This window comes from Sulfuricystis thermophila, assembly GCF_004323595.1.
GTDB lineage: Bacteria > Pseudomonadota > Gammaproteobacteria > Burkholderiales > Rhodocyclaceae > Sulfuricystis > Sulfuricystis thermophila.
In genome coordinates this window covers 309,796-330,332 of record NZ_AP019373.1, presented here as the reverse complement: position 1 = coordinate 330,332, position 20,537 = coordinate 309,796, and the positions used below count along the sequence as shown (strand labels likewise).

Here is a 20,537-nt window from a genome sequence, read left to right as displayed (position 1 = left end):
ACCGCGCAACGCAGCAGACCGCCCGCGCAGCAAGTTAGGCAGAGGTTTCATTGAGCCCCAGCCGCTCCATCCTATAGCGCAGTGAGCGGAAGGTCACACCCAGCAAACGCGCGGCTGCCGTGCGGTTGTAACGGGTTTTTTGCAACGCATCGAGAATCGCCTGGCGTTCCTGTTCGTCGAGAAATTCCTGGAGTGGCTTGCCGCCGATGCCAGCCGTCTCGGCACCGCCGACTTTCGGCGGTTGCAATTGCAGATCTTCGCTGTCGATGACGTCGCCGCCATGCAAAGCGAGCGCCCGTTCGAGGATGTTCTCGAGCTCGCGCACATTGCCGGGAAAGTCATAGGCCATCAGTGCAGCCATTGCTTGGGAAGTGAGTCGTGGCACTGGCAAGCCACTGGCGGTGGCAAGTCTTTCCAGGATGCGCTGCGCGAATTCGGCTACATCCTCGCGGCATTCACGCAAGGCCGGCATATGGATCTCGATCACGTTGAGCCGGAAGAACAGATCCTGACGGAAGCGCCCTGCTTCCATCAGCTGGCGCAAATCCTGATGCGTTGCGCAGATGATGCGCACATTGACCGGCTCTTCGGTCGTCGCGCCGACACGCCGCACATGCTTTTCCTGGATCGCGCGCAGCAGCTTTACCTGCATCGGCAAGGGCAGGTCGGCGACTTCGTCGAGGAACAGCGTGCCGCCATCGGCTGCCTGGAAGAAACCTTCACGCTCGCTGTCGGCGCCCGTGAATGCCCCCTTGCGATAACCGAAGAATTCGCTTTCCATCAGGTTTTCCGGGATCGCGCCGCAGTTGACCGCGATGAACGGCTCGTCACGCCGCCGGCTGCCCTGGTGGATCAGCCGGGCTGCAAGCTCCTTGCCACTGCCGGATTCCCCCGAGATATAGACGGGCGCTTCGCTCTTCGCCACCTTGGCGATCAGCTCGCGCACTTGGACGATCGGCGGCGAGCGACCAAGCAGTTCCTGGCAGCGTGCCACAGTGCCAGCCTTGCTTTCGGGGACGGCAAGGGCGGATTTGACCAGCGTGCGCAACTGGGCGAGTGACACCGGCTTGGCGAGATAGTCGAAGGCGCCGGCCTTCAGCGCCGCGACGGCATTTTCGGTGCTGCCATGCGCCGTGATCACCGCCACCGGCAACGTCGGGTAGTGGGCCTCGATCTCGCGGACCAGTTCCAGGCCATCGCCATCGGGCATGCGCATGTCGGTCAGACACAGCTGATAGGCTCGTTCGCGCAACAGCCGTTTGGCCTCGGCGACGCTGGCGGCACTATCGCATTCGAGCCCCATGCGTGCCAAGGTCATGTCGAGCAACTCGCGGATGTCTGCTTCGTCGTCGACGATCAGCACTCTTGGCGTCATGCTTGCACACTCGTTTCGGCCGTTTCATTACGGAATGGCGCAAATGATATGCAGAAATGCGCTCCCGGGGCATTCTCGAGCAGGAACAGGCGTGCGCCGTTCGCCTCGCACAGCTCACGGGCGATATACAGGCCCAGCCCGGTGCCGCTCGAGCGCGTGGTGAAAAACGGTTCGAAAACGCGATCGCGCTCGGTCTCGTCGATTCCCTTGCCGTCATCGACGATGTGTAGGCTCAGACGGTCCTGGGCGGGGCTTTCCTCAAACCAGACGCGCACGGCGCCCCGTGACTGGCTGGCATAGCGCAGTGCATTGTCGAGCAGGTTGGCGATGATGCGGTGCAGATGACCACGGTCGAAACGCACGAACCGGCCGGCAGGGACTTCGATCGCAATGCGTTCGGCGCTGCCTGCATCCTGCAACGAGCGCTCGTCGAGGTAATGACGGAAGAATTCGCCGAGCTCGATCGTTTCGGGATTGACGCGATCGCGCCGGCCCAGCTCGACCACCTCGGAGACCAGACGATTCAGCCGCTGCGCATTGTCGATGATGATGCGCGTCAGCCGCTCGACCCCCTTGCCCGGTGGTTCGTCGGCCAGCAATTCGGCGGCATGGCTGATCGCCGACAACGGATTGCGGATTTCATGGGCGAGGTTTGCGGTCAGGCGGCCGAGTGCGGCGAGTTTGACCTGCCGTGCTTCCTGTTGCAGCCGGCCGACATCTTCGACGAAGATCAACGCATTGCCGCCTTCGCCCGGCGGCAGGAAGCGCACGCGCACATCGCGCCCGGTCCAGGGCACCTGTATCACTCGCTCGGATTCGATGCCACGCGTCTTGCGTAAACGAAACTCCTCGGCGAGCAGGGGCGAAAAATCTTCCAGCGAGCGGGGATGGGCAAGGGTGCATCCCAACAGAGCACGGGCGCGCGGATTGCACTGTCGCACGCTGCCCTCGACATCGACGACCAGCACGCCATCCTGCATGTCGCGGATCACGCGCTCGTTGATGCGCAGCTGATCGGCGAGTTCGATGCCGCGACGGCGCGCCAGCTCCTCGTTGGCGATCATCCGGTTGGCCAGCAGACGCGCGGCGATCGCCGAACCGAACAGGCCGATGCAAGTGAGTCCGGTGTAAAAGAAATCACCGGCATCCCCTTGCAGGAAAGCGACGCGCCAAGCCTGTTCCGCGAGCAGCAGGAGGCTGGCCGCTGCGGCATAGAACAGCACCAGCCGCCCTTGCCCGACCAACGCCGCGCCGACCAGAACGACGATCAACATCATCGCCATGCCGCTCTTCGCGCCGCCACTGGCATACAACATCAGGGTCAGACAGATGATGTCCGCCATGACCTGCGCACTCAGTTGCAGATCGAAGGCTTTTCGCCAGCGGGTCTCTCCGACGAGGGCCACGATCGACAGGATCACATAAATGCCGCTCGTCCACAGGAATAAACGCGGCTCCTGGGAGCCGATGTTGAGCGGCCGACTGGAGAGCAGCATGACGCCGAAGAAGAAACCGGCGACGATGAGCCGGTACCAGGAGAAATAGCTCAGCAGCCGCCAGCGGGCCTGGTTGTTGAGATCCTGGATGGCAGATGGCGTGCGGGCCATTCTCAGGCGGCAGGCCCCTGCTGCCGGTGTTCCGCAGAGCAATAATGGCGCCCCTCGAAGCTCACCGCCTCGCTTTCCGGCAGATGTACGCCACAGTGGGCGCAGATCACCATCTTTTCGGCAGGGCGGGGCTTAGGTGCCTCCCTGTGGGTATCGGCCTTGCGTTGGCGCACCAGCAACCAGACGACGAAGGCGAGGATGGCGAGCAGCAGCAACAGTTTCGACATTGAGGGGCGTCCAATTCCTTGGCGAAACGGATGATCATCAGGTCATCCGGCAGGGCAACGCGTCATCGCGTCGCTCTGTGTCGCATGATAAGCAAATTCAGTGGAATTGGTCGGGGTGAGAGGATTCGAACCTCCGACTCCTGCGTCCCGAACGCAGTACTCTACCAGGCTGAGCTACACCCCGATGACCGTTGCCGGGCCAGACCGGTCAATAACGTCTGGCCACCGCGAAAGACGCCAATTGTAGCAAAGCCTCCCGATATTGGCTATGGGGAAGCGATGCGAGCGCTTCACCCGCCAGGGCGATTTCGCCACGCGCCACTTCCAGGGCGGCGTCGAGCGCCCCGGTTTCCCTGACCGCGCGGATGACCGCGGGAAAAGCCTCGCGCCCGCCGTGTTCGAGCGCGCCGCGCACCACGGCCGCCTGCTCGGCATTGCCGTTTTGCATCACGTGGATCAGCGGCAGGGTCGGTTTGCCTTCGGCGAGGTCGTCGCCGAGACTCTTGCCGAGCTCTTCTTCCTGACCCGAGTAATCGAGCACGTCGTCGACGATCTGGAAGGCGGTGCCCAGGTGCATGCCATAGGCGGCCAGACCTTCCTCCAGGGCTGGCTCCGCCGCGCCGAGAATCGCGCCGAGTCGCGCCGAGGCCTCGAACAGCTTGGCGGTTTTGTAACGCACCACCTGCAAGTAGTCGTCGACGGAGAGGTCGGCGTTGTGGCAGTTCATCAGCTGCAGCACCTCGCCTTCGGCGATGATGTTGGTCGCATCGGCGAGCACCTCCATCACGCGCATTTGGCCCACGCCGACCATCATCTGGAAGGCCCTTGAGTAGAGGAAATCGCCGACCAGCACGCTTGCGGCGTTGCCGAAATGGGCATTGGCCGTCTCTTTGCCGCGCCGCAGGGTCGATTCGTCCACGACGTCGTCGTGCAGCAGCGTGGCGGTATGGATGAACTCGACGACCGCAGCCAGCTCGTGGTGATGTGTCCCCCGATAACCGACGGCGCCGGCGACGAGCAGCAGCAACGCCGGCCGCAGCCGCTTGCCACCGCCGGCGATGATGTATTCGGCGATTTGACGGACCAGCGGTACGTCGGAATGAAGACGCCTGCGGATCACCGCATCCACCGCCTGCATGTCGCTGGCGATCAGGGAAAGAAGGGGCGTGGGTTCCAAGATGTCATCCGTTGATACGCAACACGCGCCGCGGCCGCGGCGACCTGTGCGCGCAAAGACGATGCATTATAATCTTCGCCAGATTCTGCGGCTCCTTTCGCGGGTGTAGTTCAATGGTAGAACGGCAGCTTCCCAAGCTGCATACGAGGGTTCGATTCCCTTCACCCGCTCCATTCCTCCATGCAATCCTTCGCGCAACGGCTGATCGCCTGGCAGCGCCGGTACGGCCGCAATGATCTGCCCTGGCAATGGGATTGGCAGAAGCTGCGCGACCCGTATCGTGTCTGGCTCGCGGAAATCATGCTGCAGCAGACACAGGTGGCGACCGTGATTCCCTATTACGCGCGCTTCGTCGCGCGTTTTCCCGATCTCGCCGCGCTGGCTACGGCGAGCGTGGAAGAGGTCATGGCGCTGTGGAGCGGCCTGGGTTATTACGCACGGGCGCGCAATCTGCATCGCTGCGCCCAGATCATCGTCGCGCAGCATGGCGGCCGTTTTCCACACGATCCGGCGGCCATCGCCGCGTTACCGGGTATCGGCCGCTCGACCGCGAACGCGATCGCTGCGGTCTGTTTCGGCGCACGCGTGGCCATTCTCGACGGCAATGTGAAACGCGTGCTCTGCCGCCATCTCGGCATCGAGGGCTTTCCCGGCTCGCCTGCGGTCGAGGCTCGCCTCTGGCGCGAGGCCGCCGCCCGGCTGCCCGATCGGCAGGTGCCGACCTATCTCCAGGCGTTGATGGACCTGGGGGCGCTGGTATGCACGCGCAGCCGGCCGCGGTGCGCGGCCTGTCCGGTTTCAGGCGATTGCATCGCCTTGCATAGCGGCCGCACGGACGAGCTACCGAGGGCACGTCCCAAGCGTGATCTGCCGGAACGCGAAATCACGGTGCTGGTCTTGAGGCAGGCAAAGCGTATCGCGCTCGAGCGACGTCCCCCCGCGGGTATCTGGGGCGGGCTGCTGTCGCTGCCAGAGCTGCCGGAACACCGTGAGCCGCTCGACTATGCCCGCGATGTGCTGGGGCTGAAGGTGGGTGCCGTCTCGCCAGCGCCGACTTCGACGCATGGCTTCACGCATTTTTGCCTGCGCATCCGGCCGCTGGTCTGCGATGTCGTCGCCCAATGCGGCCTGGCCGAGACCGGCCTGCATTGGCTCGATCAAGCCGAGCTGGATCGGGCCGCACTGCCGGCGCCGATCCGCAAGCTGCTCAGCGCGATTCCTTGATCAGTCGGTCGTTGGCAGGCTGCACGGGCCGCGCGTTGTTCGGGTAAAGCCGCGCGAAGATGCCGATCTGCTCCGGTGAGACGAGGATCGGCTCCTTGAACACCATCCACAGCACGTTCTCGGTGCACGGCGGCGTGGTCAGGGAGCCCATGTAGGTGTAATAGTCGCGCCGCTCGGGCAAGAGCTTCATCAGATCGATCGCGACGTTCGGCGGCTCGACGGAAAGACCGGTATCGAGCGGCAGGTGGTTCCACAACGTCTGGATCACCGGGTGTTCGGGCCCGCGCTCCATCAGCACGGCGATCACCGCGAGATTGTTCGCATAGTCGCGATGCACCAGATGCATCGACATCTCGTAGCTCTTGCCACTGACACGCTCTTCGGAGGGGCGGTGGAAATGCAGCTGCACCAGTTGCCAGGAGCGACCCATCACGGTGATGGTGTTGCCCTCGGCGACATCGATCTGCACGGTGTGGCCGTTGTCGGTGATGCGGAACTGCGTTGGCCGATAGTCGAACTTGATCGGTTCGAGATCGACGCGGATGCCACCGCGGATGTCGATCGGCGATTGCCGCTTGCCGTTGCCACAGAGCGCGTTGCCGGGCAGTTTCGCCCAATTTTCCGGCGCGCCGAGGCCGCTGTAACCCCAATGCACCTGGCTGAAATCGACCTCGGCCGGCCGCTCGGATTGGGCGGCCTTCGGTTTGGCGGCAGCAGCCTTGCGCGGCCCGGAAGTCGCTAGCATCATCTCGCGCTGCTGGCGGGTGAGCTCCTGTGCGGCGGAAAGCTCCGGCATCTTCAGTACCGGCCGTGGCGTGGCAGCTAAGGGCGGTTTCCGCGGCGGCGGCGCGGTGACGGCAGCTTTCTCGGCAGGGGCGGGCTTGGCGGCTGATGGCGCGTCCTTGAACGGGTCTTCCGCCTTCGACTTGTCGATCTGCGGCACCTCGAACAAGCGTGGCTTGGTCGCGGGTACCTCGCCGGCAGGCGCAGCTTTGTCTGCCGCCCATCCGCTCGCAAACCACCCCGTCAGAAATGCCGCCCCGATTGCGGCCGCCCCGTATCTCCTTGCCGACATCACGTTTCCCGTTCTTTTCGCTTCCGGCCATTACGGCATTTTCTTCGCGCACTTTATAGCAATCGCGGCGGCACGGTTGCGTTCGGGGCAGGATTCCAGTAGTTTCGCGGCTTCACCCTTGGAGTAGATTGCATGAACGCCAACGACAAATTCGTCGCTGCCGAAGCCCATGTGGACGGCGCGGCGATACAACCCCTCCCCAACTCGAGAAAAGTCTATGTCACCGGCTCGCGGCCCGACATCCGCGTGCCGATGCGCGAGATCGTCCAGTCCGATACGCCGACCAGCATGGGCGGCGAGAAGAATCCGCCGATCTATGTCTATGACTGTTCCGGCCCTTACACCGACCCGACGGTGAAGATCGACCTGCGCCATGGGCTGCCCCCATTGCGCGAGAAATGGATCGAAGAGCGTGGCGACACCGAACGGCTGCCGGCGCAGACCTCGGAATACGGCCGCGCCCGGCTCGCCGACCCGGCGCTCGCCAGCCTGCGCATGGCGCATCAACGGCTGCCGCGTCGTGCCAAAGCGGGCATGAACGTCACGCAGATGCACTATGCCCGGCGCGGCATCATCACGCCTGAGATGGAGTTCGTCGCCATCCGCGAGAACCAGCGGCTCGAGGGTCTTTCCGAGCTTTTGCAGACGCAGCACCCGGGTCAGAGCTTCGGCGCCAGCATCCCCAAGGTCATCACGCCCGAATTCGTCCGCGACGAGGTGGCGCGCGGCCGGGCGATCATTCCCGCGAACATCAATCATCCCGAATCCGAGCCGATGATCATCGGCCGCAACTTCCTGACGAAAATCAACTGCAACATCGGCAACAGTCCGCTCGTTTCCTCGATCCAGGAAGAAGTCGACAAGATGACCTGGGCAATCCGCTGGGGCGGCGACACGGTGATGGATCTGTCCACCGGCAAGAACATCCACGAGACGCGCGAATGGATCGTCCGCAACTCTCCGGTGCCGATCGGCACCGTGCCGATCTATCAGGCGCTGGAAAAGGTCGATGGCAAGGCCGAGGAACTCACCTGGGAACTGTTCCGCGACACCCTGATCGAGCAGGCCGAGCAGGGCGTCGATTACTTCACGATCCACGCCGGCGTGCTGTTGCGCTACATCCCGATGACCGCGAAGCGGCTCACCGGCATCGTCTCGCGCGGCGGTTCGATCCTCGCCAAATGGTGTCTCGCGCATCACAAAGAGAACTTCCTCTACACGCACTTCGAGGAGATCTGCGAGATCATGAAGGCCTACGACGTCGCCTTTTCCTTGGGCGACGGCCTGCGTCCCGGCTCGATCTATGACGCCAACGACGAAGCGCAGCTGGCGGAATTGAAAACCTTGGGCGAGCTCACCGACATCGCCTGGAAGCACGACGTGCAGGTGATGATCGAAGGCCCGGGCCATGTGCCGCTGCACATGATCAAGGAGAACATGGAGCTGCAGTTGCAATGGTGCAAGGAAGCGCCGTTCTACACGCTGGGGCCGCTCACCACCGACATCGCGCCTGGCTACGACCACATCACCAGCGCGATCGGCGCGGCGCTGATCGGCTGGTATGGCACCGCGATGCTCTGCTATGTGACGCCGAAGGAACACTTGGGCCTGCCCGACAAGAACGACGTCAAGGACGGCATCATGGCCTACAAGATCGCTGCGCATGCCGCCGACCTCGCCAAGGGCCATCCGGGTGCGCAGGTGCGCGACAACGCGCTCTCGAAGGCGCGCTTCGAGTTCCGCTGGGAGGACCAGTTCAACCTCGGCCTCGATCCGGACAAGGCGCGTGAATTCCACGACGAGACGCTGCCGCAGCAGGGCGCGAAACTCGCCCACTTCTGCTCGATGTGCGGGCCGCACTTCTGCTCGATGAAGATCACCCAGGACGTACGCGAATACGCCGAACAGGGCATGAAGGAGAAGGCGATCGAGTTCGTCGCACAGGGAGGTGAGGTCTATCGCAACGCCTGAGGGCGGGCCCGCTTCGGCAAGGACAGCGCGAGCCCCGATCGCCAGCCTCATCACCCGCTGGGAGCAATCGCGCCGCTGGCGCGCCGCTTATCTGCGCTTATGGACGAGCCGCCTGCTGTTGTGGGGCGGGGCCGTCTGCGTCGGTCTGCTGGCCGTGTTGTTTGCCGAAATGGCCGAGGGCGCGGTGCGCGGCTTTCACACCCTGTACGACAGATTCTGGTGGTGGCCGCTCTTCATCGGGCCGGCTGGCGGCGCCCTGGTGGTCTGGGCGACGCGCCGCTGGTTTCGCGGCGCGGAGGGCAGCGGCATCCCGCAGGCCATCGTCGAGATCCATCACACCAAGCCACCGGCCGGTCACGCGCCGCTGCTGAGCCTGAGAATCGCTTTCGGCAAGATCGTACTCGGTGCCGCCGCACTCTTCGCCGGATTCTCCGCCGGCCGGGAAGGGCCCACGGTGCAGGTCGGCGCGGCCGTGATGAACAGCCTCGACGGACTATTGCACCGCAGCCTGAACATCCAGCGCCGTCATTTGATCGCCGCCGGCGGGGCAGCCGGCATCGCCGCGGCCTTCAACGCGCCGATCGCCGGGATCATGTTCGCCATCGAGGAGCTCAATCATGGTCTCGAACAACGCATGAGCGGCCTGTTGATCGTCGCCATCGTGATATCCGGTGTGGTTTCGCAAGCATTCTTCGGCGCCGGCGCTTATTTCGGCTGGGTCAGCTACACGGGCCTCAAGAGCAACCTGCAGATGGTCTGGGTGGTGGCGATTGCCCTCGTCTGCGGACTGAGCGGTGGCATCTTCGCCCGTCTGATGCTGGCCGTCAGCGCCCGCGAGGGGCCATTTTTCAACCGTTACCGCAGTCTTCATCCAATCCGTTATGCCGCGGTCTGCGGCCTCTTGATCGCGTTGATCGGCTATCTGAGCGATTTCAGCAGCATCGGGACCGGCTATACCGAGACGCGCAACCTGCTGGAACACGATGCCCAGCTGCCCTGGCATTTCGGCCTCGACAAGTTTTTCGCCACCCTCATCTCCTACGCCAGCGGCATTCCGGGCGGCATCTTCGCGCCCTCCCTGGCCATCGGCGCCGGCATCGGCAACAACATTGCCGGACTGCTTGCCGAGCAGCTCCACAGCGGCACGGTGCTGGTGCTGTGCGCCGCCGGCTTCCTCGCCGCCGTCACCCAGGCGCCGATCACCGCTTTCGTCATCGTCATGGAAATGGTCAGCGGCTACGGCATCGTCATCGACCTGATGCTCACCGCGCTGCTCGCCTCGGCCGTCTCGCGCGCCCTCTGCCCGCCGCTTTATCACACGCTGGCGCAACGGATGATGAGCGCGCCGCGCGACGGCTAACGCGCATGCCGGCAATCTGCACCCACAGAGGATGAAATACCCATGCGCAAAAATAAACGCCCGCCCTCCCCCAGCCCCTCCCTCGCGGGAGGGGAGACTTCGTGCGCGGCTTGCGCCGCGAAGGGAGTCTGCCGTCAAGGAAACGAATGGCGGCGCACTTTTTGATTTGTATTTCACGTTAAGGAAACGCTGAAGAAGTCGTCGCGCAGCAGACTTATTCAGCGTTTCCCTGATTTCTTCTGGAAGCAATCATCTTCGCATGCTTGGCGAAGCTGGCGAAGCAGCCGATCAGGATGTGCACGAGACCCGGCAGGCCGTCGAGGAAGCCAGCGCGCAGGAAATAGAACTTGACGAAACGCATGAGCGGCGAACCGATCAGCTGCCAAGCCGAACTTTTCTTGCCGGCCGCAAGTCGAGCCTGTGCGGCGAGGCTCGAATAGCGGTTCTGTTTTTCCAGATAGCGCTCCAGCGATTCGGCCGAATCGTGCATCAGATCGCCGGCCAACCGGCCGACGGGCCCCTCCGTCACCACACGCTCATGCACCGCATCGCTCGACCAGTGCGCCTTGCGGCGATCGAACAGGCGCAGGCTCCAGTCGGGATAGCCCTCGCCATGCCGCAAATAACGCCCCATGAAGCGGTTGCAGCGGGCGAACTCATACGCAGGAAAGTTCGGCGCCGACAGCGCGGCACAGATGCTGTCCTTGAGCATGCCGCTGACCCATTCGTCGGCATCGACGCACAGCACCCAATCATGGCTTGCCTGTTCCACCGCGAACTGCTTTTGCGGGCCATAGCCGCGCCAATGCGTCTCGATCACCCGCGCGCCGCGGCGCCGGGCGAGTTCGACCGTGCCGTCGCTGCTGCCGGAATCGACGACGAGGATTTCATCGCAAAAGGCGAGCGAATCGAGGCACTTCACCAGCTGGGAAGCGGCATCGCGGGTGATGACGACGGCCGAAAGACAGGGCATGGCGGCATTGTAAATCGGGGAATCGGTCTGCCCGGTAAAATCCCGCGATGCCATCATTTCCCGATCTGGCCGGTCTTCGCCGGGCGCTCGTCGTCAAGCTGCGCCACCATGGCGACGTGCTGCTCGCCGCGCCGGTGCTTTCGGCGCTGAAACACGCGGCGCCGCAGTGCGAGATCGATGCGCTGGTCTATCGTGACACCGCGCCGATGCTCGATTTCCATCCGGCGCTCACCCAGCTTCATACCATCGACCGCAATTGGAAGCGCCTCGGGCTTGCCGCGCAGCTCACCAACGAATGGCGGCTCCTGTCGACTTTGCGTGCGCGCCACTACGACCTGGTCATCCATCTCTCGGTGCACCGCCGCGGCGCGTGGCTCGTGCGTCTCCTCCAACCACGCTGGTCGGTCGCCCCCCGTTACCGCGGAAGTTTCTGGGCCAAGAGCTTCACGCACTTCTACCCGGCGCAATCGCATCCAGAGCGCCACACCGTCGAGACGAACCTGGATAGCCTGCGCGCGCTCGGCTTGGAGCCGAAGGCGGAAGACAAGCGCGTGATCCTCATCCCCGGCATGGACGCAGAAGCCCGGATTGATGCACTCATGAAGCAGCACGGCTTGCCGCCGGGCGGTTTCATCCATCTTCACCCCGCCTCGCGCTGGTTGTTCAAATGCTGGCCGGCGGAGAAATTCGCCGCCCTGTGCGACGCGCTGGCGGCGCGCGGCTGGCCGCTCGTGCTCACCGCAGCGCCCGAGGCCAAGGAAAAGGCGCTGGTCGCCGAGATCCTCGCCCGGCGTGCCGTTCTGTCAGCGCCGACTTTCGATTTCTCCGGCCAGCTCACCCTGAAAGAGCTCGCCGCACTGACGGCCAGGGCGCGCCTGTTCGTCGGCGTCGATTCGGCGCCGATGCACATCGCAGCGGCGATGGGCACACCGACAGTGGCGATCTTCGGCCCCTCGGGCGACAAAGAATGGGGGCCGTGGAACGTAGCGCATCGCGTCGTGGCTTCCCGCCATCACCCCTGCCGGCCTTGTGGCCAGGACGGTTGCGAAGGCAGCAAAGTGAGCGCCTGCCTGACCGAACTGCCGGTATCCGAGGTGCTGGCAGCCTGCGAGGAATTGCTGAAGTGAAAATTGCGATCGTGCGCCAAAAATACACGCCCTATGGCGGCGCCGAGCGTTTCGTCGCCCAGGCGCTCGATGCGCTGCGCGCCCAGGGCGTGACGGTCGACATCATTGCGCGCGCCTGGCAAGGCGATGCCAATGGGATCGCATGCGATCCCTTCTATCTCGGCCGCACCTGGCGCGACTGGAGCTTCGCCCGCTGCGTGCAAAAGATCATCGCCGCCGACCGCTATGATCTCGTGCAAAGCCACGAACGTATCCCCGGCTGCCACATTTTTCGCGCCGGTGACGGCGTACATGCCACCTGGCTCGAATTGTCCACCAAGCCTTGGCGCCTCTCGCCCTGGCATCGCTACACGCTGGCCGCCGAGGCGGCAATGTTCCGCCATCCCGACTTGCGCGCCGTGATCTGCAACTCAAAGATGGTGGCCAACGACATCGCGCGGCGCTTTCCGGAGACGACGGGAAAGCTTCACGTCATCTACAACGGCGTCGATCTTGCGCATTTCCACCCCGGTCTGCGCGCGGAGTATCGCCAAGTCACACGTGCCAAACTCGGCGCTGGCGAGACGGCACCGGTGATCCTCTACGTCGGTTCCGGCTATGAACGGAAAGGGGTGGCGACCCTGATCGAGGCGCTCGCGCAGATGAATACCCGTAGCGCCGAAGCCTGGATCGTCGGCCGTGACAAACATGAAGCGCGTTACCGGCGACTGGCCCTGCGCTTCGGCGTCGCCGAAAGGGTGCGTTTCCTGGGTGCGCAGAGCGACGTGCGCCCCTTTTACGCGGCGGCGGATCTATTCTGCCTGCCGACGATTTACGACCCGCTGCCGAACGCCGCGCTGGAAGCCTTGGCCTGCGGCCTGCCGGTGGTGACGACGGAAAATTGCGGCGCGGCCGAGCTGATCCGCCCCGGTGAAAATGGCGCCGTCTGCGCCGCGCGCGACCCGGTGGCGCTCGCCGCTGCGCTCGACGCCCTGCTCGCTGGCGATGCCGATGTGTTGCGAGCGGTGGCGCGGGAAAGCGTCGCTGCGCTCACGCCCGCGGCAATGACGGCGCAATGGCTGGACCTCTACCAGCGTTGCCTGGCCGGGGCGCCGAGGGCCGGGCAAGCCGGCCGTCTATAATCTCGGTTTCACCCGGGTTTTTGCCCGTTTCCCAGATGCCCGCCAGGAAATCCAAGGCTCCCCCTTCCGTCGCCAGCAGCGCGCAGATGTATCTGCGCCTGCTCGGCCATGTGCGCCCCTATTGGCAAGGGTTTGCGCTGGCGCTGGTCTGCATGGTGCTGCTGGCGGCTACCGAGCCGCTGTTTCCGGCATTGATGAAACCGTTGCTCGACAAGGGCTTTTCGGGTCAGGCACGCAATGACCTGTGGATCGCGCCGATCGCCATCGTCGGCATCTTCCTGCTGCGCGGCATCCTGTCGTTTTCCGGTGGTTACCTGATGGCGTGGGTGACGAACCATGTCGTGATGGATCTGCGCGTGGCGATGTTCGACAAGGTGCTGCGCCTGCCGACGCGCTACTACGACAACCAGAGCACCGGCGCGTTGATGTCGCGCATCACCTACGATGTCTCGAACGTCACCGGTGCGGCGACCTCGGCACTGACGACCTTGGTGCGCGATTCCCTCACCATAGTCGGGCTGTTGGCCTGGCTGTTCTGGCTCAACTGGCAGCTCACACTGGTCGCACTCGCCGTCGGTCCGCTAATCGCGCTGGTCGTGAAGGCCTTCAGCGGCCGATTGCGGCGCGCCAGCCGCCAATCGCAGCATGCGATGGGCACCCTTTCCCACATCCTCGAAGAAGCCATCGGCGGTCAGAAAATCGTCAAGATCTTCGGCGGCCAGGACTACGAGGCGCGGCGTTTTCTGCAGGCGAACCAGTATTTGCGCGGTCAAAACATGCGTCAGGCCGTCGCGGCGGCGGCCATCGTACCCTTCGTGCAGCTATTCACCGCCATTGCCGTCGGCATCGTCATCTACACCGCACTGCTGCAGTCCGCCGAAGCGCAAACCACGGTCGGCAGCTTCGTCTCCTTCATCACCGCGATGCTGATGCTGCTCGCTCCACTCAAGCACCTGGCCGACGTCAATGCGCCACTGCAACGCGGGCTGGCCGCGGCCGAAAGCGTCTTTCAGCTCCTCGACGAAACTCCGGAGCCCGATGACGGCACCCTGGAGCTGCCACGCGCCTGTGGCGAACTCGTCTTCGAGAACGTCACTTTCCGTTATCCTGGCAGCGAACGACCCGCCCTCGAAAATCTCAGCCTGACGATCCGTCCCGGAGAAACCGTCGCCCTGGTCGGCGCCTCGGGCAGCGGCAAAACGACGCTGGCCAACCTGCTGCCGCGTTTCTATCCTCTCGAACAGGGCCGCATCCTGATCGACGGTCAGCCGATCGAGACACTCACCCTCGCCTCGCTGCGCGCCAACATCGCCCTGGTGAGCCAGGAGGTCGTGCTCTTCAACGACACCGTAGCCGCCAACATCGCCTATGGGACACTGGCAAATACGCCCCAGGCCGACATCGAAGCCGCTGCGCGCGCCGCCCATGCGCACGACTTCATCATGGCCATGCCGCAGGGCTATCAGACCCGTGTCGGCGAACGCGGCGTCAAGCTCTCCGGCGGTCAGCGGCAGCGCATCGCGATTGCGCGCGCATTGCTCAAGAACGCGCCGATCCTGATCCTCGACGAAGCCACCTCGGCGCTCGACAACGAATCCGAACGCGCCGTGCAGGCCGCGCTCGACGAGCTGATGAAGCACCGCACCACACTGGTGATCGCCCACCGCCTGTCGACGATCGAAAATGCCGACCGCATCGTCGTGCTCGACCAGGGGCGCATCGTCGAATCCGGCACCCACGCCGAGCTGCTCGCCCAAGGCGGGATTTACGCGCGGCTTTACCGGCTGCAGTTTGCAGAAGGCGCGGCATGATCGTCCTCCATACGGAATCCTCGCTCGGCTGGGGCGGTCAGGAAAACCGCACCCTCAACGAGATGCTCGGCTTACGCGAGCTCGGCCATACGGCGCTCATCATTTGCCAGCCGGGCGCGCGGCTCGGCGCGCGGGCGCGCGAGGCGGGTTTCCCCGTGTTCGAAACGCCGATGCGCTTGGCCATCGATCTGCCGGCCATCCTCGGCTTGCGCCGCATCATGGCTCATGTGCGCCCCGACGTGGTCAATACCCACAGCGGCCGTGACACCCAACTCGCCGGCATGGCCGCCCGCTCGCTCATGCGCCGCCCATGCATCGTGCGCACCCGTCACCTCGCGCTGCCGATCACCTCACGTTTCACCTACAGCGTGCTCCCCGATCACGTCGTCGCGGTCAGCCACCATGTCGCGCGCGCGCTCGCCTCGGCCGGCATTCCCGCTGAACGCATCTCGACCGTGCATACCGGCATCGATCTGACACGCTATGTCGCGCCTGCCGGTGGGGGCACGTTGCGCGCCGAGCTCGGCCTGCCGGAAAACGCGCCCCTCGTCGGCACGGTGGCGATCCTGCGCAGAAAGAAAGGGCATGCCGAGCTGCTCGAAGCGATCCCCGCGGTGCTGGCGCGCTTTCCCGATACGCACTTCGTGTTCGCCGGCGACGGCCCGCAACGCGCCAACCTCGAGCGGCGCATCGCCGAACTGCAACTCGGCGCATACGTCCATCTGCTCGGCCTGCGGCGCGATGTCGTGAATGTGCTCGCCAGCCTCGACCTGTTCGTCCTGCCTACCCATCAGGAAGCGCTTGGCACCGCCTTCGTCGAAGCCGGCGCCATGGGGCTTGCCGCCATCGGCAGCCGCGTCGACGGCGTCCCGGAAGTGATCGACGACGGCAAGACCGGCCTCTTGGTGCCGGTCCATGATCCACCGACTTTGGCCGAGGCGATCATCGCCCTCTTGGCCGATCCCGCGCGGCGGCGCGCCCTGGGCGAAGCCGCACGCGAAAAAGTCCGCCAACGCTTTTCGCGTCTGGCGATGGTCGCCGGCATGCTCGACGTCTATGAAAGTCTCATCGAGACACGATGAAAACCGCCAAAGCCGTTCCCGTGCTGATGTATCACCATGTCAGCCCCAACCCGGGCCTGGTCACCGTCTCGCCGGAAAACTTCCGCGCCCAGATGCGCCATCTTGCCGAGCACGGCTGGCGCACGCTGGGCCTCGACGACCTGGCGCGCTTTCTTTCCGGCAGCCCGCTGCCCGAAAAAAGCATCGTCATCACCTTCGACGACGGCTATCTCGACAACTGGGTCCATGCCCATCCGGTGATGGCAGAGTTCGGCTTGCATGGCGTCATCTTCATCGTCACCGGCTGGATCGGCGGCGGGGCGCCGCGTCCCCATGCGGGCGCGTCGAAACTCTGCGCTGGCGAGACGTCACCCCTCCCCGCCACACCCGATCACAAGACCTGCAAGCGCCTGATCGCCAGCGGCCGCGCCGATGAAGTCATGCTGCGCTGGAGCGAAATCGAGGCCATGATCGCGGCCGGCACCTTCGAGTTCCATTCGCATACGCACACTCATACGCGCTGGGACCAGATCGAAACCGATCCCGAAAAGCGCCTCGCACGCCTTGCTGCAGATCTGCACGACTCGCGTGAAACGTTGCGTGAACGGTTGGGAAAAACGACGGCGCATTTGTGTTGGCCTTGGGGCCTCGATTTGGCTGGTTATGGCCAGACAGCCGATAAGCTCGGCTATCGTTATCGCTATACGACGAAACGAGGGGTGCTTATGCCAACCATGGGCAGGGATTCCATCCCGCGCATCGTCATCAAGAACCGTGATGGAAGGTGGTTTGGCAAGCGCATCGAGATCTATCGTCGACCTTGGTTGGCAACGGCTTATTTGGCGCTGCGGGGGGCGTAAATGCAATTTGCGCCATTGAAAGGACTGTTTTACCTCTGGTTGAAATGGCAACGAAACAGGGACAAACGACCACGTCCGCTCGAAGAGCTCGGCACACCCGCCATTCGCAGAATTTTGGCAATTTCGTGCACGGCATTGGGAGACTCGCTGCTCTCCACCCCTGCACTACGGGCCTTGCGCTTAACCTATCCCGAAGCGCATATTACCTGGGCCATTCATCCATCACTGCTTGGACTCTTCGAAGGTTTTCCTGATGTCAACGAACTCTTTCCCTACAACAACAAGTGGGCACAATTCCTCACCGCAGTAAGACGACTGAAGGGTTATGATCTTGCAGTCATCCTGCATGGCAATGAACCACAAGCGACTCCGCTCGCCTATCTTTCGGGCGCTCGACACATTTTCAAACTACCGAATACCAATTCGTGGAGCTTTCTGCTCTCGAACCCAACACCAAAGTATCGCTGGGAAGACTTGGGTCATGGCATTGACCAGCGACTGGCCGTTGTCCGACTAGCGGGGGCTAAAGAACCCTTTGATCGACGGATGGTGGTTCCGCCTCATCAGGATGGCGAACAACTTGCTGAGGAATGGCTGAAGAAAGTCGGATTGCTTTCAGCACCAATCATTGCTTTACAGCCCGGCGCCTCGACTACCAGCCGGCGCTGGCCAAAAGCACGATTCATCGAGGCAGCTTTGCAATTACTGCAAAGCCGACCTGATTTGCGATTTATCGTCACGGGCTCGCCAAAGGAGCGGCCTCTCTGTGAAGAAATCACTGCCACGATCAATGAAAGTAGCCTCGGCAATTCCCGCCTTGCCTGGGCGAGCGCCGGCGAACTTCCATTGCACGCATTACCCACTTTGCTGAAAAAAGCAAAGGTACTCGTCACTGGCGACACAGGCCCTATGCATCTTGCCGTCGCCATCGGCACCCCAGTCGTCGCGCTATTTGCCGTCTCTGACCCATCACGCTCAGGGCCTGCCTACGATCTTGATCGTCACCTGATCATTCGGAAATGGCGGACTTGCAATCCCTGTTTATCGAAGCGTTGCACCTACCCAGAACCGATTTGTATGGCCAACATCACCGTCGATGAGGTCGTCAGCGCCGTCTCTCAAATACTGGAAAGATCGGCATGCAAGAAAGAATAAGAATATTGCTCCTCGATACCGGCCACGAATGGGGAGGTGGCACGAACAGCATGATGGAGCTGCTCAAGCGGCTGGACCGTCGGCGCTTTTCTGTCACCTGCTGCTTTTACTCGGACTATCGCAAGGGAAGAGACGGGCCGCATTTGTCGGAGGAATTGGCCAGAATCGGTGTCCCGCTCATCGTATTACCCCGTGAGAAACAGCCGCTGTGGGCGAAGATTGGCAAGGAGTTGGCACGCGGCTTATTGCGCATCCGGCGCGACTGGCGCGAAAAAATACTCTTTACCATCGAAAAGCGCTGGCGAATCAAGCCCAATGCCCAGCGAATCGGTGTACTGATCCGCGATGGCCGTTTCGATCTGCTCTATCTCAACAATCAGCCTTCCTCGAATCTGGAAGGCTATCTGGCAGCGGAAATCGCTAATGTGCCGGTGGTACAGCACTGTCGCATCGACACACGCCTGAATGCAGAGGAAATCTCTATCGTCAATCGTCTAGCCAAGCGGATCATATGCGTCTCGCAAGGTGTAGCGGATTCTCTTAAAGTGCAAGGAATCGTTGTGGAAAAGCTTTCTATTGTTCATAACGGCATCGATATTGCGCAAACAGTTCCCGCTCCTTGTCTTCCCGATGGCGTTTCAGAAGATCAATTGATCATCGGCACGGTTGGGCAGCTTGTCAAACGCAAATCGGTTTCAGATTTGCTACTGGCGGTTGCTAAACTCGAAGATGAGTACGGATTACGTGCACATGTGATGATCGTTGGCGAAGGGCCGGAAGCCACCGCGTTACAGGCTCTTGCGAATGATTTGAAAATATCGGAAAGAGTCCATTTCACCGGTTTCAAGGAAGACCCCCTTTCGCTCGTTGCAGCGATGGATGTTTTCGTACTAGCATCGAGCCGCGAAGGCTTGCCCCGCGTCATCCTTGAGGCAATGCTCCTCGGCAAACCCGTCGTTGCAGCCAATGCTGTCGGTTCCCGAGAACTCGTCGTCGATCGTGAAACCGGATTTCTTTATCCACATGGCGATATCGACCGTTTGGCCATGGCCTTGGCTGAATTGTTGACCAAAAATGAATTGCGCACCCAAATGGGTATTGCTGGCCAAAAGCGTGTGCGAGAGAGATTCTCGATCGAGAATTACGTGAGTGGCGTAGAAAGACACCTTGGGGAGGCTGCATGTTCTGGCTCATGCTGACCTGGATTGCTTCCCCTGTGCTTTGGCTTAGTTGTCGGATAAAGCAGCATCAAAAGCCAAAGCGCATCCTGATCGTACAAACTGCAAAAATAGGCGATTTCATCAATTCGACACCAGTATTCCGGGCACTGCGCATACACATTCCTAATGCGCACGTAACGGGATTGATTCATTCAGTAAATTTACCTCTGGCACAGCATCTCGATTCGATCGACGAGGTCGTTACTCTCCCTGCACATGGCTTTAGAGGCTGGCGAGGAAAAATTTGGTTTTATCGTCTCTTGAGGCGCCGCTTTGACAGCATTTTGGTTCTCAGCCCCAATCTAGCAACCTATCTCGTCCCGCTCTGGGCATGTATTCCAAGGCGCATCTCCTTGCTTCCCGACCGTCGCATCGGTATAGCAAGAATCGCTTGGCCATTCTTGAGTCATGGAATACAGCATCTGCATGGTCGTTTGTTCCGCGAAACTGCGTTGCATGCTTTGTCAGGGTTAGGGATCGAAGTCACTCCACAATTATTATCGATGCGCAACGAGGTGCCCGCTCCGCCAATCCATGCACAACAAAAGGCAGCAAAAATTCGTAAAGATGGACTCGGCCAATACATCGGCCTTGGTATCAGCGCCGGAAACCCGATGAAGTCGTTGCCCACTACAAGCCTACTCGAGCTAGCAGCAGCAATCCTTGCTGCCACTGATGCCACGCTCGTTCTCATTGGCACGGAGCGCGATCGACAGACCGCTGCAGATTTACAGAACAAGTTGGTAGGCGAACGTGTGATTAACACCACCGGAGAATGGCAGCTAGAGGAGCTAGCCGCATTGCTCAGTACTCTCGACGCCTATATCGGCGTGGACTCAGGGGTAACCTACCTAGCGGATGCTCTCGATGTGCCAGTCATCGACATCATGGGCCCGGCCGATGCCGATGATCAACGTCCTCTGGGGCCGAACTCGATAATCATCAAACCAGATGCCCAATGCGCACCTTGCTCTCATGCCTTCGATAGCCCTTATGTTTGCCACAACAAGAGCCGAGTATGTCTTTCTTTTTCACCAAAGATGATCGTCGCAGCACTTCAGTCGCGTCTTCAGTCTAAATACAATCAACCTACAATGCCTGCTTGAACACTGATTAACTCCATCTTGGCGCCATTCGGAAATCAAATAACGAACTTCGACGATTCGATCTTTATTTCAGACTTGTCGAAAGCT

At 62.0% G+C, this 20,537-nt stretch carries 17 protein-coding genes and 2 tRNA genes; 12 read left to right on the top strand and 7 right to left on the bottom strand.

The window, feature by feature from the left end:
* Window positions 1-34 precede the first annotated feature (34 nt).
* The 5 genes from M52SOB_RS01730 to M52SOB_RS01710 form a co-directional block, all read right to left on the bottom strand.
* Complete coding sequence (locus tag M52SOB_RS01730; protein ID WP_131110274.1) at window positions 35-1,375, bottom strand: sigma-54-dependent transcriptional regulator; 1,341 nt, start codon at window positions 1,373-1,375, stop codon at window positions 35-37.
* Window positions 1,372-2,982: a sensor histidine kinase gene (locus M52SOB_RS01725; protein ID WP_131110272.1), complete on the bottom strand. Its 1,611-nt coding sequence runs from the start codon at window positions 2,980-2,982 to the stop codon at window positions 1,372-1,374. The genes M52SOB_RS01730 and M52SOB_RS01725 overlap by 4 nt, the downstream gene beginning before the upstream one ends.
* A 2-nt stretch (window positions 2,983-2,984) precedes the next feature.
* Window positions 2,985-3,209: a PP0621 family protein gene (locus M52SOB_RS01720; RefSeq protein ID WP_131110269.1), complete on the bottom strand. Its 225-nt coding sequence runs from the start codon at window positions 3,207-3,209 to the stop codon at window positions 2,985-2,987.
* Window positions 3,210-3,316: 107 nt separating this feature from the next.
* Window positions 3,317-3,393: transfer RNA gene (locus tag M52SOB_RS01715), tRNA-Pro, on the bottom strand.
* A gap of 24 nt (window positions 3,394-3,417) precedes the next feature.
* Window positions 3,418-4,347: a polyprenyl synthetase family protein gene (locus tag M52SOB_RS01710; protein WP_131112385.1), complete on the bottom strand. Its 930-nt coding sequence runs from the start codon at window positions 4,345-4,347 to the stop codon at window positions 3,418-3,420.
* Window positions 4,348-4,485: 138 nt separating this feature from the next.
* Between M52SOB_RS01710 and M52SOB_RS01705 the strand changes: the two genes are divergently transcribed.
* Both M52SOB_RS01705 and mutY read left to right on the top strand, forming a co-directional pair.
* A tRNA-Gly gene (locus M52SOB_RS01705) sits at window positions 4,486-4,559 on the top strand.
* 7 nt (window positions 4,560-4,566) lie between these two features.
* Entirely contained in the window at window positions 4,567-5,610 is a 1,044-nt protein-coding gene (mutY, locus tag M52SOB_RS01700) for an A/G-specific adenine glycosylase (RefSeq protein ID WP_131110267.1), read from the top strand.
* Here the strand turns inward: mutY and M52SOB_RS01695 are convergent.
* Window positions 5,594-6,553, bottom strand: coding sequence for a carbonic anhydrase (locus M52SOB_RS01695; protein ID WP_284155259.1), 960 nt, complete (start codon window positions 6,551-6,553; stop codon window positions 5,594-5,596). The genes mutY and M52SOB_RS01695 overlap by 17 nt on opposite strands.
* A gap of 264 nt (window positions 6,554-6,817) precedes the next feature.
* On the opposite strand from M52SOB_RS01695, the gene thiC reads away from it, so the two are divergent.
* Window positions 6,818-8,656: a phosphomethylpyrimidine synthase ThiC gene (gene thiC / locus M52SOB_RS01690; RefSeq protein WP_131110263.1), complete on the top strand. Its 1,839-nt coding sequence runs from the start codon at window positions 6,818-6,820 to the stop codon at window positions 8,654-8,656.
* Entirely contained in the window at window positions 8,634-10,016 is a 1,383-nt protein-coding gene (locus M52SOB_RS01685; RefSeq protein WP_131110261.1) for a chloride channel protein, read from the top strand. Before thiC ends, M52SOB_RS01685 begins: the two co-directional genes overlap by 23 nt.
* A gap of 214 nt (window positions 10,017-10,230) precedes the next feature.
* On the opposite strand, the gene M52SOB_RS01680 is transcribed toward M52SOB_RS01685, so the two are convergent.
* Window positions 10,231-10,989: a glycosyltransferase family 2 protein gene (locus tag M52SOB_RS01680; protein WP_131110259.1), complete on the bottom strand. Its 759-nt coding sequence runs from the start codon at window positions 10,987-10,989 to the stop codon at window positions 10,231-10,233.
* A 47-nt stretch (window positions 10,990-11,036) separates the two neighbouring features.
* Between M52SOB_RS01680 and rfaQ the strand changes: the two genes are divergently transcribed.
* Genes rfaQ through M52SOB_RS01640 form a run of 8 tightly spaced genes read left to right on the top strand, consistent with a single transcriptional unit; the run spans window position 11,037 to window position 20,450 of the window.
* Window positions 11,037-12,116 (top strand): putative lipopolysaccharide heptosyltransferase III, encoded by a 1,080-nt coding sequence (gene rfaQ / locus M52SOB_RS01675; RefSeq protein WP_131110257.1) that lies wholly within the window; start codon window positions 11,037-11,039, stop codon window positions 12,114-12,116.
* Window positions 12,113-13,237: a glycosyltransferase family 4 protein gene (locus M52SOB_RS01670; RefSeq protein ID WP_131110255.1), complete on the top strand. Its 1,125-nt coding sequence runs from the start codon at window positions 12,113-12,115 to the stop codon at window positions 13,235-13,237. The genes rfaQ and M52SOB_RS01670 overlap by 4 nt, the downstream gene beginning before the upstream one ends.
* 35 nt (window positions 13,238-13,272) lie before the next feature.
* Complete coding sequence (gene msbA, locus M52SOB_RS01665; RefSeq protein WP_172601720.1) at window positions 13,273-15,048, top strand: lipid A export permease/ATP-binding protein MsbA; 1,776 nt, start codon at window positions 13,273-13,275, stop codon at window positions 15,046-15,048.
* Window positions 15,045-16,130: a glycosyltransferase gene (locus tag M52SOB_RS01660; RefSeq protein WP_131110253.1), complete on the top strand. Its 1,086-nt coding sequence runs from the start codon at window positions 15,045-15,047 to the stop codon at window positions 16,128-16,130. Before msbA ends, M52SOB_RS01660 begins: the two co-directional genes overlap by 4 nt.
* Entirely contained in the window at window positions 16,127-16,969 is an 843-nt protein-coding gene (locus M52SOB_RS01655) for a polysaccharide deacetylase family protein (RefSeq protein ID WP_131110251.1), read from the top strand. The genes M52SOB_RS01660 and M52SOB_RS01655 overlap by 4 nt, the downstream gene beginning before the upstream one ends.
* Window positions 16,970-18,124 (top strand): glycosyltransferase family 9 protein, encoded by a 1,155-nt coding sequence (locus M52SOB_RS01650; RefSeq protein WP_131110249.1) that lies wholly within the window; start codon window positions 16,970-16,972, stop codon window positions 18,122-18,124.
* On the top strand, window positions 18,109-19,323 hold the full coding sequence (locus M52SOB_RS01645) for a glycosyltransferase (protein ID WP_131110247.1): 1,215 nt from the start codon (window positions 18,109-18,111) through the stop codon (window positions 19,321-19,323). The genes M52SOB_RS01650 and M52SOB_RS01645 overlap by 16 nt, the downstream gene beginning before the upstream one ends.
* Entirely contained in the window at window positions 19,305-20,450 is a 1,146-nt protein-coding gene (locus M52SOB_RS01640; RefSeq protein WP_131110245.1) for a glycosyltransferase family 9 protein, read from the top strand. Before M52SOB_RS01645 ends, M52SOB_RS01640 begins: the two co-directional genes overlap by 19 nt.
* Window positions 20,451-20,537: the final 87 nt, after the last annotated feature.

Bases quoted from the DNA above. Each gene is read 5' to 3' on its own strand.
- mutY (WP_131110267.1), top strand. From the start codon at position 4,567: ATGCAATCCTTCGCGCAACGGCTGATCGCCTGGCAGCGCCGGTACGGC.
- M52SOB_RS01730 (WP_131110274.1), bottom strand. From the start codon at position 1,375: ATGACGCCAAGAGTGCTGATCGTCGACGACGAAGCAGACATCCGCGAG.
- rfaQ (WP_131110257.1), top strand. From the start codon at position 11,037: ATGCCATCATTTCCCGATCTGGCCGGTCTTCGCCGGGCGCTCGTCGTC.
- msbA (WP_172601720.1), top strand. From the start codon at position 13,273: ATGCCCGCCAGGAAATCCAAGGCTCCCCCTTCCGTCGCCAGCAGCGCG.
- M52SOB_RS01645 (WP_131110247.1), top strand. From the start codon at position 18,109: ATGCAAGAAAGAATAAGAATATTGCTCCTCGATACCGGCCACGAATGG.
- M52SOB_RS01680 (WP_131110259.1), bottom strand. From the start codon at position 10,989: ATGCCCTGTCTTTCGGCCGTCGTCATCACCCGCGATGCCGCTTCCCAG.
- M52SOB_RS01655 (WP_131110251.1), top strand. From the start codon at position 16,127: ATGAAAACCGCCAAAGCCGTTCCCGTGCTGATGTATCACCATGTCAGC.
- thiC (WP_131110263.1), top strand. From the start codon at position 6,818: ATGAACGCCAACGACAAATTCGTCGCTGCCGAAGCCCATGTGGACGGC.
- M52SOB_RS01710 (WP_131112385.1), bottom strand. From the start codon at position 4,347: ATGCAGGCGGTGGATGCGGTGATCCGCAGGCGTCTTCATTCCGACGTA.
- M52SOB_RS01650 (WP_131110249.1), top strand. From the start codon at position 16,970: ATGCAATTTGCGCCATTGAAAGGACTGTTTTACCTCTGGTTGAAATGG.
- M52SOB_RS01660 (WP_131110253.1), top strand. From the start codon at position 15,045: ATGATCGTCCTCCATACGGAATCCTCGCTCGGCTGGGGCGGTCAGGAA.
- M52SOB_RS01640 (WP_131110245.1), top strand. From the start codon at position 19,305: ATGTTCTGGCTCATGCTGACCTGGATTGCTTCCCCTGTGCTTTGGCTT.
- M52SOB_RS01720 (WP_131110269.1), bottom strand. From the start codon at position 3,209: ATGTCGAAACTGTTGCTGCTGCTCGCCATCCTCGCCTTCGTCGTCTGG.
- M52SOB_RS01725 (WP_131110272.1), bottom strand. From the start codon at position 2,982: ATGGCCCGCACGCCATCTGCCATCCAGGATCTCAACAACCAGGCCCGC.